Here is a 17332-nt window from a genome sequence, read left to right as displayed (position 1 = left end):
TCACTTTCCTGTAAGGTTTGTTGAATTCCTTTTCATCTTAGACATTTCTCTGGCAAAACGATATGGCATTTCACTTTGAACATATGGAAAAATGATTGTTATCTATATAAACTAGTCTTAAATTATTCATCTTTCACACTAATTAATATGTTAAAATGCAAGATGAGACGAAATCGTACAGGAGTGAATACCCTTGATTACGTATATGTTCAAGAACAATCATTTTCAGGAGCTTCAGCTCCTTCATTATGGCACGGAAGCCTGTACACCTGGTCACCACTTTGGCCCTGCCATGCGAGACTATTATAAAATTCATTATATTTTGAATGGCAAAGGCACCTTCGAAGTTAGTGGCAAAACGCATACCCTGCACAAAGGTCAAGGTTTTCTGATTGTTCCGCATTCCGTCGTGCATTACGAAGCAGATCAGGATGATCCATGGGAATACAGCTGGGTTGCTTTTCAAGGCAGCAATAGTTCTTCCTTTTTACAGCAGGCCTGTCTGTCCGAGCATCACCCGATTTTTGAGCTGGGTAATGAGGATGACGAGATGCGATCCTGCCTGCACCGAATGATTAATTCGCGGCATACCCACAAAGGCTGGGAGATTAGCATGACTGGTTTGCTGTATCAATTCTTCTCCATTTTAATTGATCAGGCTAATTCAGATCATCTTCAACCCATGCCGGATTATTCGAAGGAAACGTACGTAACGCAGGTAATCGACTTCATTGAAATGAACTATGCCAATGCCATTACCGTTCAATCCATCGCGGCCCATGTCGGTTTGCAGCGCAGTTACCTGTGCTCTCTCTTCAAGGACAAGATGGGAAGCAGCATCCAGTCGTATCTGGTTCATTATCGGATGCGCAGGGCAGCCGAACTGACGCTTGATCCCGGTCTGACCATTGGTGATATTGCCCGTTCTGTGGGCTATACGGATCAATTGCTTTTCTCCAAAATGTTCAAAAAAGTGATGGGTGAAGCGCCCACCTACTACCGCAAACATAAAACAGCACCCTCCCAGTTAAGTTGTTAATTGGGAAGGTGCTGTTTTTTTGCCAATTGGTTATACCGTCTCCGGCATGGATATGCCAACAACTTGCACTTTGATTTCATCGACCATGACGCCTGCTAATTGTTCAACAGCCTGTTGAACATTATGTTGAAGTTCACGGCAGACCTCGTGCATCTTGTTGCCATATTGAATGTTGATGCGCAGCTGGATGGTTGCCTGATCGTCTTTGACATGTACGTCAATCCCTTTTTGCAGGCTCTTGCCGCTGATACTCTTGGCAATCCCTTCAGTCAGTCCAACCGACATGGAGGATACGCCAGCCGTTGATTGAGCGGCCATCCCCACGATCTTGGATAACACATCGTTCGAGATGTGAATGGTACCCATTTGAACAGATTGAGGTGCGATATATTCAGGTTCATTGTATTGTTTTTCGATAATTTCAGACATGTGCTCCACTCCTTCGAATAATTTAAATTCTATGCATTCTGCCATTTGTCCTTGAAGAACATGTTATAGATTCGAACCAGAAGAATTTTAACGATCATATAAACTGGGATAATAATCAGGATGGCAATAATTCCACCCAGGTCCCCTGCACCCAAGACCAGAATAATCGTCGTTAACGGGTGAATATCCAGCTTTTTGCCGAATACGTACGGTGCAACCAGGTTGTCCTGAATCTGCTGAGCGACGAGAATAATAATCAGAGACCAGATGGCAACCGATGGTGATACCACGAGACCCATGATCACAATAGGCACGGACGACACAATCGCTCCGATAAATGGAACAAAGTTCATGATGACCGCGATTACCGTGAGCAGTAATGCGTACGGCAGTCCAATGATCAGGAAACCGATATACATCAGTACACCCAGCGCCAGATTTACCAAGACTCGACCTACAATAAAACCACTCAGCGCCTGATCAATCTCAAGTACAACTTCACGGCTGTCATTTTGGAAACGTTTTGGAGCGATATGTGCCAGTTTACGACCAAATTTCTCGCCTTGTAACAGCATATAGAACAAAAGGATCGGTAGTGTAAACAAGATGATCGCAAAACTGGAAACGAGTGAGAAGAATCCACTTACATAGTTGGTTACAAAGTTAAATCCTTTGTTGATATACTCCGTGATCTGGGAGAAAGGTGTCGAGCCCTCAGGGAACAAGGCCTGAATGGCACCATTTTGCTCCAGCTCTCTCAGCTGTTCACTTAATGAATTAATTAGACTTGGTGCGTTATCAACCAGATTGATCAGTTGCTCACGTAACGATGGCCATAAACCAATGATGAAGAACACTCCCAGAATAGCAATAACCAGATAGATTAGCAAAATACTTAGCGTGCGATTTATTTTCTTTTTCTCCATATAATTCACAAGCGGTCTGAGCAGATAATAAAAGAACACCGACAACATCATCGGCACGGTAATGACCGTGATCATGGTGACGAGCGGCTGAAAGATGAAGCTCACACGTGATAATAAATAGATATTAACCAATATCAGCGCCAGTGCAATACTGAACCGGACAAACGTATTTACTTTGAACAAAATATTTCCCTCCACATGGACATTTCTTCTCTTATTTAATTTGGAATCTCAATGGTAAACACGGTGGTCTCTCGCCCACGCCGGGAAAGGATCAGCCGTCCACCCATTTTCTCCGTATTACGTCGTGCGATGGACAAACCAAGTCCGGTGCCTCCGGTCGCTGTCCGCGCCTCATCCCCTCGTACAAACGGGTCAAAGATCGTTGACCATAGTTCTTGAGGTATGCCCACTCCGTTATCTGCCACCTCTATCACCACATGGGTATGAAGCGGAATGAGTTCGACGCGCAGTTCTGTCCCGAGTGGATTATAAGACAGAGCATTGGTGATCAGATTCTGAATGACTCTGGATAACAGCTCCGGATCGTACCTCGCGTAGATCACCTCATCAGGAACAAGTACATGAAGGACAAACTGTTTCTGTTCAATCTCCCCATACGTGTCTGCCATAATCTCGCGCACGAATTCTCCAATCTCTCTTCTCTGAATATGCATGCGAAAATCGGGCGAATCCACCTTGAGCAACTCCAGCATATTCTGTATCATGCGTGCAACTTGAACAGACTTGTTATAGATGTATCCCAGATATCTTTGCTGCCTGTCCTTGTCCTCTCCACGTCCTTCCACCAAAGCCTGCGCATATCCCTGTATAGATGTTATCGGTGTCTTCAGATCATGTGATAAATCTACAATCAGTCGCTGTTTGCTCTCTTCAGCGTAACGTTTCTCCGCAGAGGTGTTCTCAATGACATCCGCCATGTAGTTAAAGGTCTCACCAATCTGGACAAATTCCCTCTCGGCTGAGATCGACATTCGTGTACTATAATTTCCTTGTATCATCTGCGTAAGACCCGAGGAGAGGATACTGAGTGGTTTTTTGATTCTCCGTGCGACCCAATAGCTATATACAAAGATCAACAATAAAACCAAACCGATGCCAATCATAATGTAAAAGGATAATGGATGTTTCAGATTAGTAATCAACTGATTATCGTTAATTCGCACGCTGATCAGATCACGCGGGATCTTCAGCAACACATACGTTGCCGCTCCTTCTGTCGAAAATGGAGTGATGGAGTAATAGTACGGCTGGTCGCTTCGGTTCTCCAGTCCAGCATACAGATCAGCTTCACTGTAATGGGTGAACGAATCTTGCTTGTCTCCCACATGACGAATGACATTGCGATTCGCATCCAGAATTTCAATCCAGCCACCGCTGTCCTTGAGACGTTGAATCTCTGTGTCTTTGCCTTTCGCCACCGAACCACCACCGGAGTAAAATTCGTTCTCCAGCTCTTCCACATATACGTGGGCTTCAACATTCAGATCCGGATCAACCACCTGATCCGAAATGCGAAAATCCACGACATCAAGCGAAACCATAAGGTACACAATCAATACCAGTAACAGCAAAAAGAAGTTGAACAGCAAGAAGTCCAGTGTCAGTGAAGTCTGCAACAGTCGCTTTTCTCTAGCTTTCCATGGGCGCTTCAATTTTGTATCCCAGTCCCCTTATCGTTTTGAGGTATTCCGGTTGTCTGGAGTCACGCTCGATCTTTTCCCGAATGTTGCTGATATGTACCATAATCGTGCTGTCCTCGTGCGCATAATAATCGCCCCAGACCGCTTCGTATATTTTTTTGCGGGTGAACACTCGGCCAGGTTGATCGAGCAACAATTCCATGATTTTATACTCTGTAGAGGTCAATGTTACAGGACTTCCTGAACGAAAAAGTATACATTGGGATCGATCCAGCGTCAGATCACCTAACACCAGATTTTGATCTTTTTCTGCGGGGATCTCCGCTGCGTCAAATTGATTGACTCTTCTCAGCAACGCCTCTACTCTGGCGACAATCTCAAGCGGGTTGAATGGCTTCGATATATAATCGTCTGCCCCAAGTCCGAGTCCAAGGATTTTATCGTGATCCTGACTTTTGGCAGATAGGAACAGAACAGGCATGTGATATGTCGCCCTGATTTGTTTGATCAACTGCAATCCATCCATTACAGGCATCATAATGTCCAGTATGACCAGATCGATCTGTGTTGAACGTATGGTTTGTAACGCCTCGGCTCCATTCACCGCAGTTTTAATGGTATAGTCCTTCTCCAGATAGAGTTGAAGCAGTTCCACAATCTCTGGTTCGTCATCTGCTATTAATACGGTGTATCTCATGTTATTCCTCTCATTTCCTATACTCTATGCCTATCTCTACATTAATACTATATACTACGTCTCTTAATTCAACCTAAATCATTTCTAAAGATAATCTAAATAAATAGAAATAGAGCCCTGGCGCAAGCCAAGGCATTAACTAAAATAGGGCTGTTTTCAGCCTACATTCAAGCTTTGCGTTCTTCATTCAGGCTTTTCAATCTTCATTCGGACCATTTGTATTAGATTATCAGATCAGTCCTTAAGCGAACGAAGCCACGGTTCAACTTTTCCCAATAAACGTTCCTTGTCATACTGCACATATTGGCTCGCCCGGTTGCGCACGGGATCACCCGCGTAGAAACGTTCATATAGATCATGCCTTGCTCCAAGTGGACTTCCGGTCAGCTCCCATGCGAGTTGAAAGAGTCGAATCTTCTCCGCAGCTTGCATCGTTACTCCACCAAGATATTTGCCTATCATGGAACCCATCTTTTCATTCATCTCAAACGTACCAGAAGGAATCTGCATCAGACCGCCCGCAGCAATGGTCTTCAAAATCTCCACCGCGCGGGGATAATAGTGATTGCCCAGATTACGTGCGGTTTCAATATATTTGAATTCCGGCAACCAGTTGCCAAATGCGTCCGGCTTGGACTGTGCTTCAGCAGCAATAATCAGTCCCTCAATGGTCTGCATCTGACTGATCAGCTCTCCGAGTTGTTCCTGTACATTCAGGAAGGAGTCCACCCCGATCTCCTTGGCAATAGCTGAAGTCACGGCTGTAATAAACTCCAGTTTCGAGTGTAATCGAATGACACTCTGATGGTAGGCCAGACTGGCCGAAGCTGTATTACAGCGAATCTGCCATACGGCTTCAGGGTTATTGTGCAGCAATACACGTTCCCAGGGCACAAATACATCGTCAAAAAATAACACGGCATCCATCTCATCGTACTGCGCACTGAGTGGATGTGATTGATCTGTATCTTTTGCCACAAAAGATTCTCGACACATCATGTGTAAGCCCGGACTGTCCGCAGCTACAATTACCATATGGGCCAGCTCTGGCAAGTGGCCTGGAATTCGTTGAACGGGATAAGCAATGATATCATCGGCATAAGGCGCTGCTGTTGCCACCATTTTGGCCCCGCGGATCACAACGCCCTCTGTATTCCTTTTGACAATTCGCAGCATGGCATCCTCATCTTCTCCAACAGGCAAGGAACGATTAATCTGTGGGTCCCGCTGGACAATTGTCAGGAATGCATCTTTTCGTTTGGCTTGTGCAAAATAATCCGATATTTTGTCTGCAAATGCCGGGTCATGCGCTGTCATCTCATGTCGTGTTGCATACCAACCGGTCAGCCTGGATCGGGCATAATCAGACAATCGGCTCATCACCCCATACGTCCGATCGGCCCACAGCCGAAAAGCATCCGCCCTGCTGTTCACGTCAGGAAGTGAACGAGGCACAAGAAAAGAGCGATGCACGTAACTTCCCGTCTGTTCGTCCCAATAGGCCACGGTTTCCCTTGTCTCCGGGTCATCCACCAGATTGAACAATCCTTCTATGGTTTGAAGTGTTCCCTGAAAGGCCTGATGCCCAGTTACCTGGATACGCTCTCCGTCCAGCCATACATTCCGCTCATCATTCAGACGCTGAATGTAAGCTTGTCCACGAGACATCGTGATACTCATGATATGTCCTCCCTCTCAGGCACCGGCCTGACATTTCTGTAACTCCATCCTTCTAACTGCTTGAGAAACTATGTAATGATACATTCTGTATCTAATAAAATAGTACTGTGCCTTGGATAGAAAAGTCAACAGACACCGAGCCATAAGTCCGGTGTCTGTTGGGCCATACTATTTTAGACTAATTTGGAATACATGTGACGCAGATACCGCCAGCGAACTAGTGCAAAATACAAAATCTGCATGGAAGCAAACACCAAGAAGATGCGCAGGCTGTATCCAAAGACCGAGAAATCAACCAGTTGCTGCAACGCCACAAAGGCAACCGAACTGTGGATGACCGCCACCAGAATCGGCAGGAAGAACATAAGCAATAGCTGCCTTGTTACGATCTTACGGAGTTCGGGACGACTCAGTCCCATTTTGCCAATCATGCGATACTGCGCTTCATCCCGTTCTAGATCTGCGTAAAGTCTGAAATACGTGAAACTTGCTGCAAAGGTGAAGAAAACAATGCCGATCAGGCCGCTCAAAATTAGAATGATGCCATTGGTCTGCTTGGAATTAAGCCAATCCACCACAAGCGCGCTGACCTCGTAATAACCTTTTTCGGAATGATCATCTTGAATGGATTTGATCAATTCAGGAGCAAAGCTGCGTGTACCCATCCAATCTTTCACGATAAATTGTATCGTTCGACTCGAATAGAAACCTTCAGGCATGCCAACTTCCTCGTTGTACGCAGGTCTCATCTTATTAAACAATTCGTCGGTTACGACGTAGAGATAAATTTCATATTGAAAAGGAATCACAATATCGGTACCAGGTGTCGATAGCTGGACAGGTACGCGCTGATTATCAACCTCCAGATTGATCTTTCCTCCCGAGGCTTCTTGTTCAACCTGTTCACGGTACTCCTTGCGCATCGCCAAATTGCTTGGTGTCATAAATGACTCATCGATTTGTTTCAACGTACGTTCTTCATACCCCAGTGCCTTCGCAAGACGGTTATAATCACTCAGTTTGATAATATTCCCATTATTATTTTCACCTATAGGAGCATAACTGCCCTTCACGTAGGGAACTTGATTATCAATCAACGTTTCTTCAATCTGCCGAATATGTCGCTCGGAGTTTGGAGTATACCAGTTATTCATATAACTGAATGCGTACGGATTCGACATGGACGACAACCCCGGGTCAGCAATAGCAAGCATGGTGCCAATTCCCGTAAATGAAGAAGCCGAGATGATACTTACCATGAAAAACATGATGGCGTTATCTTTCATTCGGTAGGTAAGTTCAGATAAGAAGAGCAGATTGGTTTTACGGAAAAACAACCTTGGATTTCTTTTCAGTGCCCGAATGATGTATACACTGAGCTGTGTGAACAGAAAGTAAGTACCTACTATAACAACCACGACACTTGCAAGTAATAATGGAAAGGAGAAGCTTACCCATACAAAAGTGAATACTCCTGCATAACCCCCGCCAATGAACAGCACCGACATCAAGGCGAGTAAGCGTGATGCTTTGGGCTCTGGTTTCGGTTTTTCCTCTGATTTCACAAGGTCAATGAGTGAACCTTTCCGTATGAGCAAGGATGACGACATCGCGATGACAACGAACAATAGCAGAAATGCTCCAACCGTCAAGGCGATGCCTTTCAGCGGAAAATAGAACCGAAGACTGTTCTCAACAGCCAGCATGGAGCCACAGATGAGCAGAATCAATTTGCCGAAAATGAGCCCGAGTCCGATGCCCGTAATGATCGAAGCTAATCCAATACTCATATTCTCCATAAACAGAAGCCGATTCATCTGTTTGCGTGTCATGCCAAGAATCAGGAAGATACCAAATTCCTTCTTACGCGTCTTCAGAAATGAACCTACCGAGTAGAGCAGGAACAGGAACGAAAAGATGAATATAATGATCTCCGCAATCATAAACCCCTGATTCGCAAGCAAAGTAACCGTACCACTTGATCCCTTTAACCCCGCTTTCAAATCGGGATGGAACAATAGCAATGCATAAGTAAAAAAGATCATGACGGAAAACGTACTGCTCAGAAAATGAGCCAGATAAATTCGTTTATTACGAACAACGTTATTAATGGCGAACTGGCGAAAATTCATGTCCTGACCCTCCAATTAGGGATAATACATTAATTATCTTCTGGTAAAAGGCTGCACGATTATCGCCGTAGTGAATTTCGTTGTAGAGTTTGCCATCCTTGATAAAGACAACCCGACTGCAATAACTTGCAGCTACTGCATCATGAGTGACCAGCAGCATCGTAGCCTGATCCTCCTGATTGCGAGTTTCGAGAATCTCCATGACATCTCTTGCCGCCTTAGAATCCAGGTTACCTGTTGGCTCATCTGCCAGAATCAACTTCGGGGAATGGATAAGCGCTCTGGCAATGGCCGTACGCTGTGCCTGTCCTCCTGATATCTCATATGTCCGTTTGTTCAGAATACCCTCGATCCCCAGTTTGCTTGCCAGCTGTTCAACACGAGTGTTCATCTCTGCTAGCGAAACACCGTCAAGAGTCAGTGGCAGCACAATGTTTTCCTTAACTGTCAGTGTATTTAACAGATTGAACGATTGAAAAACGAATCCAAGCTCTTTACGCCGGAACAGCGCGAGTTCGTCCTGATTCAATTCAAACGGATTCTTCCCTGCAATCCGCAGTTCGCCCGACGTGGGTTGATCAATGGTTGAGATCATGTTCAGCAGTGTTGTTTTGCCACTACCTGATGGTCCCATAATGCCAACAAACTCACCTTCCTGAATACTGAGGTCAATACCTGATAACGCTTCATAAGATACGATGCCTTTGTAGATTTTACTGATCTGTTTCACAGAACAAATCTCCATGGTTACAACTCCTTAGTGATGTATGAATTCAAAATTAAGTTACTTTCATGCTGTGTGCATGTGTATTGTGCGTGGCCTTTCCTGTACTCTTATGACTATAGTCTATCGAAGTTTCGGCCATTCTCCTATGGTTTAACCTTTCATCAACATGACAATGTTGTAAGGTTACATCATGAAAATCAAAAAGACGCCTTCGCCCCGATCAGGCAATAGACGTCTATACTTACACCTACACTGTAATTCATACCCCACTCACACTTTTTCAACAAAAATACAGCCCTCACATTCCAATCTTATCTTCAACCTGTCACTTCAGGAGTTGAATGTAATTCGGACAGTCGTTCCTTCGCCGTACACCGATTCCAGATCGATCCGATGATTCATTCGCGTTAACACTTCTTTGGCAATATACAACCCCATGCCTGTGGACTCTTTGAAATGCCGCCCGTTCTCCCCAGTGAAGAAAGGCTGGAATACCCGGTTCAGATCAGACTTCGGAATCCCGATGCCCTGATCCTGCACTTCCAGTATGATGGAGCGTTCGGCTTCATACGCACGCAGATGAATCTTTTGTCCGTTGCCCGCAGAGTACTTGATTGCGTTCGACAGTAACTGTACCAAGACAAAACGAATCCACTTAGCATCGGATTGTACAACCAGCGCAGAATCTATATGCATCTCTGGATAGACGTGATTGCGAATAAAGAATCGCTTGAGCTCATGGATCGCTTCTTCCCCAGCGGTCTTCAGTATCACAGGTTCCACACTGAAATCCTGCTCGAAGGTATCCAACCGCGCCACATACAGCACAGTCTCCAATCCCCGTCTCATCTGGTCTGCTTCCTCTCGAATGCTTATGAGCCTAGGGTCGTCATCTTCCTGACCTTCCACGGTCAACTCGATGACGGATAACGGTGTCTTCATCTGATGGACCCACTGGTTCATGAATGTCAGATATTCTTGCTGTCGCTGCTCCAGCCGATGCAGATGTGCGTGATACTGGCCGTATTGTGAATCCAATAACTTTTCCAGCGCCAGTGATAATGGACTTGTTTCGTTCAATGGTACAAATTCCTTCAGCGAATCCATCGACCGTGACATCCGGGTATAAAAGGAGCGATGTGAATAATAACGATACACCAAATATCCAATGTACAAAAATAATCCCAGCGTTACGGCATAAGTAGCCGTGACCCAATCGTTGTAACCGTCATACCAGAACACTGCAACAACGGTGAACAAGATGGCAACAACCCAGCAAGTTAAAGCGAGATGTTCTCGTATAAACAATCTCATGATGGAGAAGAAGCTTTCCAGTTATTGTTCAATCGGTAACCCGAACCTCTGACCGTCTCCAGTGCATCCGTAATACCAAGCTCGGCTAATCGCTTACGCACCCGAGTAACGTTAACGCTGAGTGTATTGTCATCCACAAAAGAGTCATCCCAAAGTTTCTCCAAGATTGTCTCTCTGCTCACCAGCTTGGGACTGCGGCGCAGTAACGTTTCCAGCAGAATCGTTTCCTTCTTCGTCAGCTGCACTTTGCGATCACCAAGCTGAATCTCCAGTCTTTCCAAGTACACGACCAAGCCGTCCAGTTCCACCTTGCGTTCTTCGTCACGTGCAGCATAATCCCCATATACCCGGCGTAGCTGACTTCGAATTTTTGCTATCACAATCTCATGCTCAAATGGCTTCGTGATATAATCATCCGCTCCGTTCTCCAGTGCCATGACCTGATCCATCTTTCCACTCCGCGCGGAGATAAACAAAATTGGGCATGTGGACAGCGTACGAATCTGGCGGCACCAATAGAAACCATCGTAACTGGGCAAATTGATATCCAGAAGTACCACATGTGGCTGTACCTGCTCAAACTGTTGCACAATCATCTCAAAATCCTCGACCAGAACGGCCCGGTCCCCGTAGCGTTCAATATGTGATTTCAATAATCCCGCAATCTTGGGATCGTCCTCTATTATCATAATGGTATACATTATTGGATCTCACCTCTGGCAAAATCATAACACAGGATTTATTATCGAGCATCGATTTCCTTACGCCAATCCACAATATCTGCATTCAATTGCTTCAGGTCTCCGGAAGCTTTCTGATCATCCGATAACTTGTATTGTTGCTTCAATGCCAGGATACGATATACACTTTCATCAATTCGGGATTCGGAGATTTTACCTGACTTCACTGCACTCATTAGCGTGTCAAAAATCGTCTTGGCACTTTCATAACTATGAGCTACCAAGAGAATGTCACTTCCTGCTTTCACCGTTGCTAGGGCAGCTTCATCCAACTTGAAGTTCTTCGCTATTGCTCCCATACTCAGGTCATCTGTGATGACGACACCGTCATACTTAAATTTGCCGCGCAAATGTTCACCAATAATGACATCCGATAAGGAAGCCGGATGATCCGGATCAAGCTTCGGGAACAAAATGTGTGCAACCATGACCGCCTCTACCTGCTCCTTCACTGCGGCCTGGAACGGAATCCATTCAAGCTCGGCCAGTTGTTTTTCCGTTTTGTTCACAACAGGCAGATCGAGATGGGAGTCTACGGATGTATCGCCATGACCCGGAAAATGCTTCACCACCGGAATAATACCTTCACTACGTAGTCCCTTCATCTCTGCAATCCCCATACGTGACACCAGTTCTGCCGAGTTGCCGAATGAACGATCTCCAATCACCGGGTTCTTCGGATTACTATTCACATCCAGCACAGGAGCAAAGTCCACATTAAAACCCGCAAGCTGAACTTGTCTCGCCAACAATTCACCCATCGTTTCAGCAAGCACACTATCTTTCGTCTCGCCTACTTTTCTACTGGAAGGAATGGATTCCACCGTCTCCGGCATACGACTGACTTTGCCGCCCTCCTGATCCACACTCATGAAGATCGGTACCGGGTTGGACTGATTCGCTTCCTTGATGGATTGCACAAACTTGGCTGTTCCATCGAGTGTAGATACATTGTTGGCATAGAAAATAATGCCCCCTACCTTTTGATCCGTAATCATCAGTTTGGCTTGATCATCCAACGTTGTCCCTTGAACACCGGCCAGTATCATCTGTCCAATCTTCTCTTCTAACGTTAATGAACTGAGCTGCTCCTGCACCGGATCGACTTCTTCTTGCGGTTCCTCTGGTACTTCTTCCTGCGGTGGAGCGGTATTCTGCTCCGGCGATGAGGAAGATTGCCCTGAGTTAGAGCCAGCGTTCGAGCCGGTATTCGAGTCCGTTGCAGAGGAAGGTTTCTGTGCTTGGCCACATGCCGATAAAAGCAGGACTACTCCCAGCAGAAGACACAGCATCTGCAGTGGTTTTCTCCATTTACTGTTCGAGGTGTAACTATAGTTGTACAAGGATATTCATCCTCCTTATGTAATGTCATCTTGGTAATCCAAAGGTTCAGGCCTAACCTTATCACAAGGTGAATGATTTTCAAAATGAGCGCTTCTGAGGATTGAATCGTTGTGCTGACATATATGCAGCGAAAAAAATGGTTGCTATAGAGCCTGAAATATGGAACTAAATGGTGTTGTGACTAGCGCGTGCGGGGCGTGTGGGGATAATGAATAGGAGCAACGGTGCAGGAAAGTGTTTTACTATTGTGAATTTTTCATATGTTGAAATTATTATTATAGGTGGCTCAAAAAGCCGCCCAAAGGCGGCCTATTTGTTCGTTTTATTTACTTTTCGTTGTAAATCGTTGCCGTTCAGCGTTGGTTCACCTTTCACCAAACGTTCTTAGTCTTCGATTAATGGAGTGTTTGCAACACTTCCGTTGTAAAAGGAATGATTTCGGATATGCGACCTTCACGAACTTTGGCAGGCCATTCGGGATCACTAAGCAGAACACGACCCAAGGCGATCAAGTCAAATTCATTGTTCTCCAGCTTCTCATTTAAAAGATCCAAATGGGCATCCCCTGTTCCCTGGTTCTCGGTTGCTCTATCTACAAATTCAGCTTCAAGACCTACCGATCCAACCGAGATGGCTGGTTTGCCAGTGATTTTCTGTGTCCAACCCGCAAGATTCAGCTCAGATCCTTCGAATTCCGGTAACCAGAACCGGCGTGTAGAACAATGGAAAATATCCACGCCAGCAGCACTGAGCGGGGCCAGGAATTGCTCCAATTGTTCTGGCGTCTCCACCAGACGTGCCTCATAATTCCCCATCTTCCATTGGGAGAACCGGAGCACAATTGGGAAATCAGGACCAACCGCCGCACGACAAGCTTCAATCACTTCAACCGCAAATTGGGTTCGACGTACCAAATCACCACCATATTGGTCGGTCCGTCGATTCGTCTGCTCCCAGAAGAATTGGTCAATCAGGTATCCATGGGCTCCGTGCAGTTCAATGCCGTCAAACCCGATTCGCTGTGCATCCGCTGCCGCTTGGGCAAATGCCTGTACAAGACCTTGAATCTCCTCTTCCGTTAATGGTTCACGTGATGGTTCACCTGCCATGCTAACCCCTGACGGACTTACAGGATCAGCTTCTGCGTTAGGCAAGTCACCGGAACGACGTGCTGTACCCACATGCCACAATTGTGGCATAATTTTGCCACCCGCTTCATGTACTGCTTTTACTACATTAGCCCATCCTTGCAACGAATCTTCACCATGGAATAATGGAATACTCGCTCCACTAACCGAAGATGGATGATTAATGCCTGTACCTTCCGTTATGATGAGCCCCACTCCCCCTGCTGCTCTGCGACGATAGTATTCAGCAACTTCTGGTCCAGGTACACCCTCTGGTGAGAATCCGCGAGTCATGGGTGCCATAACGATTCGATTAGACAATGTTAGCTTGTCCGAGGTGAAAGGTTTGAATAATGCTGAAGGTACATTCATAGTACATTGCTCCTTTGCAATTGGAAGTGTGGAACTCCGCATCCACATGAAATGCGACATACTTTTGTATATTGTAACACGTGTAATCCAGTTGACTGGTTTAGGATTATTTCTCTATCCATTTTATAGTTTCTTAATTTTATTTTCAAATTTTCGAAGTTAGGCAGTCATGTTCATCTTATGAACAAAAAAAGAGAGCTACCTTGTGGCAGCCTCTGTTTGAACACACTACCACAGCAATCCGTCCTGCGATCTACGATACAACAGGTATTTTCCCGGTCACCAATAATGTGGATGTAGCATAGTATATAATCCATAATCTTCCTTCCATTTTAATTAGCATTCACGGGGATATCACTCCGATTCACTCGAAGCAATTTCCCTGATGAAGTCGATAACACATCCGGATCGGTACCCAGACCAAAGTAGAAGTCACCCTCGTTCTCTTCGAAAGACTTGGCATACGTGTCCTGGTTAAAACGTAAAATCTCATTCCATGTGGTCAGATCCGTTGATTGGTAGACCCGATTGATATACAGATTGGCACTTTGGCGAGTGTACGTAAGCACATACACCTTGCCATCACGCAACAGCACATCTGTAGGAAGCGCCTTGGCATCTGGCAGATTAACTCGTCTTACCTGATTAATATCGGTCATGACATTTAAGGATTTGGGCAGCAGCTGCCCATCATTAAATACACCTCCGGCTATATAGAGCAACTTGTTATTAAAGTTAACATTTTTGCCTATTTTATTATAAGGAATCGTGCCCGTTTGATAGGTTAGTCCAGGCAGCATTTTGCTGCCATAGATGACAACATCCCGTTTCTCAAGCTTTTCATTAATCTCCAGGATATTAGTTTTGTCATTCCATATTTTATTGGCAGGATACATCATGCCAGATGCATATAATTTTCCATTAAGATGGAACATGGTATAGGCCCGGAAACCAAACGTATTAATCGTCGCATATTTCTGCCAAGTTTCACCTTCATCATGAGAGATTAATATGGTTGGTTTGGACTCCGTGCCCAGCGCGGCAAACATCTTGCCCTGATAAGAAGCCAAATCGTATACGTGTACACCAAGTGGAAGATTACGATATTTGGTCCACACCTCTCCATCCAAACGATAGAAGTTGCCCAGTTCCCACTTCTCACTATCCGAATCATTGCCAGGGATATATAACTTGTCGTTCAGCACTCTGTAAATGTCAATCTGTTCCTCATCCACATACATCTTCGTCAATGGCATAATACTCGGATTGCTGTTGGTTACCGACTGGGTCTTGAATTTCGCATTTGCTGTATCATAATAAATGACTGGAATAGGACCTGAATTCGGCGCTACACCCAGATTACTACTGTTCCCGTGGCCCAAATATATTTTGCCGTTGTACAGTTGCATGTCCCAGACGTTATTAGCATATGGTGTTTTGGTAAAAGGTCTGCCTAACAGTTCGATCTTCGATGTTACATCGGCTGAACTGATCGGTGCATTCGACACCTTGGCAAGCCCACGTTCCGTCGCAGGGGGTTGACTCGTTGACGTAGTGTTTTTCGGCTTGGAGTTCCCCATAAGCATCCAGCTCATTCCTGCGACAATGGTCAAAATTACAGCTGTCCATTTCGTATGTCTCTGCATGTCCGCTTCCTCCTTCATTTTTTCACCATCATTACCTTCACACCAAGATGATACAAATTGTATCTTTTTATACTATGTAAAACCACCCGCACATGCAACAAATTCCGCCCTATTTATACAAAAAAAGTAGACAATCACATCTGTTGATGTGCTGTCTACTTGTTCTTACTGTCTGTGATTTCTATTCAGCTTTTACCAAAATCTTAACCTGATTTTTCTCTTTTAACAGTGCTTCAAATCCATGCTCTACCACTTCATCCAACGAAATTCGTTTGGTCACCAGCTTGTCAGCCGGGAAGAAACCTTTATCCATCAGACTGATCACCGCCGGGAACACATCGCGATAACCAATAATGCCATTAACTGTACGTTCTTTCATGACAATTGAGTTCGGGTGGATCGGTGCTTCCTGTTCAAAAATACTGACGATCATCAACTCTCCACCAATACGTGTCGAATCGATGGCTTGTTGCAGAACACGTGGAACACCGGTTACTTCATAGGCTACGTTAACGCCACCTTGTGTACGTTGGTGGATCTCTTCCACTACATTAAACTGCACTGGATCAATCACAATGGCACCAAGTTCTTCGGCTTTTGCTTTCCGTTCATCCGATAACTCCACCACGTAAATATCCGACGCTCCCGAAGCTTTAAGCGCTTCGATGACCAGTAGTCCGATTGGGCCTGCGCCAAACACGGCTGCCGTATCTCCCACTTTCAGCTTGCTTTGGCGCACAGCGTGAAGTGCTACAGCTGAAGGTTCAACCAACGCACCTTGCTCATACGAGATTGAATCCGGAATGGCATGTACCATGTTTTCTGCAGCAGTTACATACTCGGAGAATCCTCCTCCGCCTCCAGCGAGTCCAAGGAAACCCATCTGATCGCACAGATTGTATCTGCCCTGTTTACAAGCTTCGCAGTGTCCACATGCATAGATGGGTTCTACCACAACACGATCGCCTGCCTTGAAACGTGTAACACCTTCCCCTACTTCAACCACCTGTCCTGAGAATTCATGCCCCATAACTATAGGCGCTTGTTCCCCTGTTAACGGATGCGGTGCTTGAGCTGGAATGAAGATTGGACCTGCTGTGTACTCGTGCAAATCACTGCCGCAGATACCGCACCATTCCACTTTTATTTTGACCTTTCCTTCTTCAGGCTGAGGTTCATTAATATTTTCGAGACGTAAATCTTTGACTCCATGCCAACGTAATGCTTTCATTCATTTCATCTCCCAGATCATAATTTGTGATATAATCGGAAACGTTTCCGTAAATTAAATATGTCACATTTTAGATACGCTGTCAAACATATTTCTCCATTAATATGTCTATTTCGTGATCATATCGAGTTCATTTTAGAATGCTTATACTTTAATTCAAGTGATCTTAGCGGTATTACAAACGATGTAATCCTTGTTATTAACATATATTATGGCAAATATTATTGTAGATCTATTGAAATTTAATCAGGCCTCGCCATAAAA

The 17332-nt window shown here is 45.1% G+C and carries 14 protein-coding genes; 1 reads left to right on the top strand and 13 read right to left on the bottom strand.

What is annotated here, in order from left to right; all coding sequences use genetic code 11:
• The first annotated feature begins 193 nt into the window (after positions 1 to 193).
• Complete coding sequence (locus MKY87_RS29145; protein WP_340967274.1) at positions 194 to 1039, top strand: AraC family transcriptional regulator; 846 nt, start codon at positions 194 to 196, stop codon at positions 1037 to 1039.
• Positions 1040 to 1069: 30 nt separating this feature from the next.
• Here the strand turns inward: MKY87_RS29145 and MKY87_RS29140 are convergent, their stop codons facing one another.
• The 13 genes from MKY87_RS29140 to MKY87_RS29080 all read right to left on the bottom strand — a co-directional run bounded on the left by MKY87_RS29140 (position 1070) and on the right by MKY87_RS29080 (position 17068).
• Positions 1070 to 1468 (bottom strand): Asp23/Gls24 family envelope stress response protein, encoded by a 399-nt coding sequence (locus MKY87_RS29140; RefSeq protein ID WP_047842725.1) that lies wholly within the window; start codon positions 1466 to 1468, stop codon positions 1070 to 1072.
• Between the two features lie 29 nt (positions 1469 to 1497).
• On the bottom strand, positions 1498 to 2577 hold the full coding sequence (locus MKY87_RS29135; protein WP_091031174.1) for an AI-2E family transporter: 1080 nt from the start codon (positions 2575 to 2577) through the stop codon (positions 1498 to 1500).
• A 35-nt stretch (positions 2578 to 2612) separates the two neighbouring features.
• Positions 2613 to 4070 carry a sensor histidine kinase gene (locus tag MKY87_RS29130; protein WP_340967272.1) on the bottom strand — a complete coding sequence of 486 codons (1458 nt, stop codon included), beginning with the start codon at positions 4068 to 4070 and terminating at the stop codon, positions 2613 to 2615.
• Positions 4048 to 4755 (bottom strand): response regulator transcription factor, encoded by a 708-nt coding sequence (locus tag MKY87_RS29125; RefSeq protein WP_340967271.1) that lies wholly within the window; start codon positions 4753 to 4755, stop codon positions 4048 to 4050. The genes MKY87_RS29130 and MKY87_RS29125 overlap by 23 nt, the downstream gene beginning before the upstream one ends.
• A 234-nt stretch (positions 4756 to 4989) precedes the next feature.
• Entirely contained in the window at positions 4990 to 6435 is a 1446-nt protein-coding gene (locus MKY87_RS29120; RefSeq protein ID WP_340967269.1) for a 4-hydroxyphenylacetate 3-hydroxylase family protein, read from the bottom strand.
• A 173-nt stretch (positions 6436 to 6608) separates the two neighbouring features.
• Positions 6609 to 8567 (bottom strand): ABC transporter permease, encoded by a 1959-nt coding sequence (locus tag MKY87_RS29115; protein WP_340967266.1) that lies wholly within the window; start codon positions 8565 to 8567, stop codon positions 6609 to 6611.
• Positions 8542 to 9312 (bottom strand): ABC transporter ATP-binding protein, encoded by a 771-nt coding sequence (locus tag MKY87_RS29110; protein WP_340967264.1) that lies wholly within the window; start codon positions 9310 to 9312, stop codon positions 8542 to 8544. Before MKY87_RS29110 ends, MKY87_RS29115 begins: the two co-directional genes overlap by 26 nt.
• Before the next feature lie 312 nt (positions 9313 to 9624).
• Positions 9625 to 10608 carry a sensor histidine kinase gene (locus tag MKY87_RS29105; RefSeq protein WP_340967263.1) on the bottom strand — a complete coding sequence of 328 codons (984 nt, stop codon included), beginning with the start codon at positions 10606 to 10608 and terminating at the stop codon, positions 9625 to 9627.
• Positions 10605 to 11309, bottom strand: coding sequence for a response regulator transcription factor (locus MKY87_RS29100; protein WP_091031246.1), 705 nt, complete (start codon positions 11307 to 11309; stop codon positions 10605 to 10607). The genes MKY87_RS29105 and MKY87_RS29100 overlap by 4 nt, the downstream gene beginning before the upstream one ends.
• 41 nt (positions 11310 to 11350) lie before the next feature.
• Entirely contained in the window at positions 11351 to 12691 is a 1341-nt protein-coding gene (nagZ, locus tag MKY87_RS29095; protein WP_340967261.1) for a beta-N-acetylhexosaminidase, read from the bottom strand.
• Positions 12692 to 13087: 396 nt separating this feature from the next.
• Complete coding sequence (locus MKY87_RS29090; RefSeq protein ID WP_340915097.1) at positions 13088 to 14191, bottom strand: NADH:flavin oxidoreductase; 1104 nt, start codon at positions 14189 to 14191, stop codon at positions 13088 to 13090.
• A 332-nt stretch (positions 14192 to 14523) separates the two neighbouring features.
• A complete protein-coding gene (locus MKY87_RS29085; RefSeq protein WP_340967260.1) occupies positions 14524 to 15837 on the bottom strand; it encodes a hypothetical protein in 1314 nt (437 codons plus the stop codon).
• 181 nt (positions 15838 to 16018) lie between these two features.
• The gene (locus MKY87_RS29080) at positions 16019 to 17068 is read right to left on the bottom strand and encodes a 2,3-butanediol dehydrogenase (protein WP_338594292.1); all 1050 of its coding nucleotides are present in this window, start codon (positions 17066 to 17068) and stop codon (positions 16019 to 16021) included.
• Between the last annotated feature and the right edge of the window lie 264 nt (positions 17069 to 17332).

The sequence above is a fragment of the Paenibacillus sp. FSL R7-0198 genome, assembly GCF_038000415.1.
Taxonomy (GTDB): Bacteria; Bacillota; Bacilli; order Paenibacillales; family Paenibacillaceae; genus Paenibacillus.
This window is presented reverse-complemented; position numbering and strand designations above follow the sequence as displayed.

Coding starts and splice junctions, on each gene's coding strand:
- MKY87_RS29140 (WP_047842725.1), bottom strand. CDS start 1,468: ATGTCTGAAATTATCGAAAAACAATACAATGAACCTGAATATATCGCA.
- MKY87_RS29125 (WP_340967271.1), bottom strand. CDS start 4,755: ATGAGATACACCGTATTAATAGCAGATGACGAACCAGAGATTGTGGAA.
- MKY87_RS29120 (WP_340967269.1), bottom strand. CDS start 6,435: ATGAGTATCACGATGTCTCGTGGACAAGCTTACATTCAGCGTCTGAAT.
- MKY87_RS29115 (WP_340967266.1), bottom strand. CDS start 8,567: ATGAATTTTCGCCAGTTCGCCATTAATAACGTTGTTCGTAATAAACGA.
- MKY87_RS29110 (WP_340967264.1), bottom strand. CDS start 9,312: ATGGAGATTTGTTCTGTGAAACAGATCAGTAAAATCTACAAAGGCATC.
- MKY87_RS29105 (WP_340967263.1), bottom strand. CDS start 10,608: ATGAGATTGTTTATACGAGAACATCTCGCTTTAACTTGCTGGGTTGTT.
- MKY87_RS29100 (WP_091031246.1), bottom strand. CDS start 11,309: ATGTATACCATTATGATAATAGAGGACGATCCCAAGATTGCGGGATTA.
- MKY87_RS29090 (WP_340915097.1), bottom strand. CDS start 14,191: ATGAATGTACCTTCAGCATTATTCAAACCTTTCACCTCGGACAAGCTA.
- MKY87_RS29085 (WP_340967260.1), bottom strand. CDS start 15,837: ATGCAGAGACATACGAAATGGACAGCTGTAATTTTGACCATTGTCGCA.
- MKY87_RS29080 (WP_338594292.1), bottom strand. CDS start 17,068: ATGAAAGCATTACGTTGGCATGGAGTCAAAGATTTACGTCTCGAAAAT.